The following is a 2,602-nucleotide window of genomic DNA, read 5'->3' on the forward strand; positions in this document are numbered from 1 at the left end:
TGCGGCTCAGCGGCAGCACGGCGGCCTTGACCGGGGCCAGGCGCGGGTCGAGCTTGAGCACGGTGCGCTTGTCCACCCCGCCTTGGTGTTCGGGGCCTCGTCCTCGGTGTACGCGTCGACCAGGAAGGCCATCATCGAACGGGTCAGCCCGAAGGACGGTTCGATCACGTACGGGGTGTAGCGCTGGCCGGTGGCCTGGTTGAAGTAGCTCAGGTCCACGCCGGAGGCTTGGTGTGCGAGGCCAGGTCGTAGTCGGTGCGGTTGGCCACGCCCATCAGCTCACCCCACTCCGAGCCGGCGAAGCCGAAGCGGTACTCGAAGTCGATGGTCGCCTCCGAGTAGTGGGCGCGTTCGTCCTCGGGCACGTCGAAGCGGCGCAGGTTCTCCTCATTGATGCCCAGGTCCAGGAACCAGTTCCAGCAGGTCTCCACCCACGCGTCGAAGTGCTCCTTGGCCTCCTCCGGGGCGGTGAAGTACTCGATCTCCATCTGCTCGAACTCACGGGTGCGGAAGATAAAGTTGCCCGGGGTGATCTCGTTGCGGAACGCCTTGCCGATCTGCCCGATGCCGAACGGCGGCTTCTTGCGGCTGGCGGTGAGCACGTTGGCGAAGTTCACGAAGATGCCCTGCGCGGTTTCCGGGCGCATGTAGTGCAGCCCAGCCTCGTTGTCCACCGGGCCCAGGTACGTTTTGACCAGGCCGGAGAACAGCTGCGGTTCGGTGAACTGGCCCTTGGTTCCGCAGTCCGGGCAGGCGATCTCGCTCATCCCGTCCTTCGGGGCGCGGCCCTTCTTGGCCTCGAACGCTCGATCAGGTGGTCCTGACGGTGGCGCTTGTGGCAGTTGGTGCACTCCACCAGCGGGTCGGTGAACGTGGCCACGTGCCCGGAGGCCTCCCAGACGGCCTTGGGCAGGATGATTGAGGAGTCCAGGCCCACCATGTCCTCGCGGCCGCGCACGAATGCCTGCCACCACTGGCGCTTGATGTTCTCCTTCAGTTCCGTGCCCAGGGGCCCGTAGTCCCATGCGGAGCGGGAACCGCCGTAGATTTCACCGGCCTGAAAGACGAAACCGCGCCGCTTGGCGAGGGAAATGACTTGATCAAGCTTGGACTGTGGCGCCATATCAACTCCATGGGTACTCACGAGGCCGCTGGTTGCGGTCCGCAGGGGGAAAAACATACCTTCCCAGCCTATCCTCCCCATCCCCGGGGCACCGCATTGAGTAGCTCACGTGAGATGTGGAACTCACCTTCCGGGCCGCGGTGCCGTCCCGCGCCGGGATGGGCGAGAATGGAGGCATGAGCAGCGAAGAGATCTTCCCCATCCAAATCCGCGACGAATCCATCCGCCTGGGCCAGCTGCTGAAGCTGGCGAACCTGGCCGAGGACGGCCTGGATGCCAAGGAGCTGATAGCCGAGGGCCTGGTCACCGTGGACGGCCAGGTGGAGACCCGGCGCGGCGCCAGCTGCGCGGGGGCGAACCGTGTGCGTGCACGGGCAGTGCGTGCAGGTGCAGCGCGCCGGTTAGCTGCGGCTACTTGGCCTGCTGCAGCACGTGGGCGCGCAGGAACGCGCTGACGTCTGCCAGCTCCTCGGCGCACACCGAGTGCTGGATCTGCGGGTAGGTGTGGTGGGTCAGCTTAGCGTGCTGCTGCACCCAGCCCATGGTGTACTCCACCTTCTGCGGGGTGATCACCGGGTCGGCCACATCCCTGCCCCAGAACAGCGGCAGCGGGTCGGCCTTGAGCTTGGCGTCGTCAAAGACCTGCGAATCCGGCGCCTGGACCACAAATCCCGAGAGGCCCACCACCGCGGTGATCGCCTCCCGCCGGTAGCGGGCCAGCGAGGTGGCCATCGCCATGCCCTGGGAGAAGCCCAGCAGGCTGAGCGAGGAATGCTGCTGCAGCTGCGGGGCCAGGAACTGCCACAGCGCCTGGACGCTGGCCTCCACCGCATCCAGCGAATAGTCGATGTCCTGGTTCAGCGGGAACCAGGAGTAGCCGGGGCCGGCGGGCAGCGGGGCGCGCACCGAAAGATAGGTGAATTCCTCGGGCAGCAGGCGCAGCAGCCCCATCAGGTCCTGTTCATTGGAGCCATAGCCGTGCAGCAGCACCAGCAGCGGGGTGCCGGCCCGCTCGGTTTCGGAACGGGAAATCAGGGCAACGGGGGCGGAAGTCATCGGGTCCATAGTGCCCACCAGCCTAGCGCAGCCCGGGATCGGCGCCCGGCTATTGACTGTAGGTGACTGACTAGTAACATACTGTGTGTGTCACAGAATCCAGACGTAGAACCAGCCGGCACCGGCAACCCCGGCGCCATCCCTGGCGCCGCTATGTGGCGCTGGGTGATTCCTTCACCGAGGGCATCGGGGACCCGGATGAGAACAACCCGGGACGCCACCGCGGCTGGGCCGACCGGCTGGCCGAACAGCTCAGCTCCAGCGTCGAGGACTTCGCCTACGCGAACCTGGCCATCCGCGGACGGCTGATCGCCCAGATCGTCGAGGAGCAGATTGACCCGGCGATCGCCCTAAAGCCCGACTTGATCAGCATCTGCGCCGGCGGCAACGACGTGCTGCGCCCCGGCGGGGACCCGGACCGGA

At 66.4% G+C, this 2,602-nt stretch carries 3 protein-coding genes and 1 pseudogene; 2 read left to right on the forward strand and 2 right to left on the reverse strand.

All coding sequences use genetic code 11. The features are described from left to right. Positions 1 to 1,123 (reverse strand): annotated as a pseudogene (locus JCM19049_RS11440) (glycine--tRNA ligase); the annotation flags it as partial. Positions 1,124 to 1,299: 176 nt separating this feature from the next. Between JCM19049_RS11440 and JCM19049_RS11445 the strand changes: the two are divergent. Then, a complete protein-coding gene (locus JCM19049_RS11445) occupies positions 1,300 to 1,578 on the forward strand; it encodes an RNA-binding S4 domain-containing protein (protein WP_279403060.1) in 279 nt (92 codons plus the stop codon). Here the strand turns inward: JCM19049_RS11445 and JCM19049_RS11450 are convergent. Next, positions 1,535 to 2,179 carry an alpha/beta fold hydrolase gene (locus JCM19049_RS11450; protein WP_054821659.1) on the reverse strand — a complete coding sequence of 215 codons (645 nt, stop codon included), beginning with the start codon at positions 2,177 to 2,179 and terminating at the stop codon, positions 1,535 to 1,537. The two genes, JCM19049_RS11445 and JCM19049_RS11450, sit on opposite strands and share 44 nt — an antisense overlap. Before the next feature lie 155 nt (positions 2,180 to 2,334). Between JCM19049_RS11450 and JCM19049_RS11455 the strand changes: the two genes are divergently transcribed. Next, positions 2,335 to 2,602, forward strand: a 268-nt coding sequence (locus JCM19049_RS11455; RefSeq protein WP_279403059.1) for an SGNH/GDSL hydrolase family protein, incomplete at its 3' end; no start/stop codon positions are given.

Source organism: Arthrobacter sp. JCM 19049 (genome assembly GCF_001310435.1).

Bases quoted from the DNA above. Each gene is read 5' to 3' on its own strand.
- JCM19049_RS11445 (WP_279403060.1), top strand. From the start codon at position 1,300: ATGAGCAGCGAAGAGATCTTCCCCATCCAAATCCGCGACGAATCCATC.
- JCM19049_RS11450 (WP_054821659.1), bottom strand. From the start codon at position 2,179: ATGACTTCCGCCCCCGTTGCCCTGATTTCCCGTTCCGAAACCGAGCGG.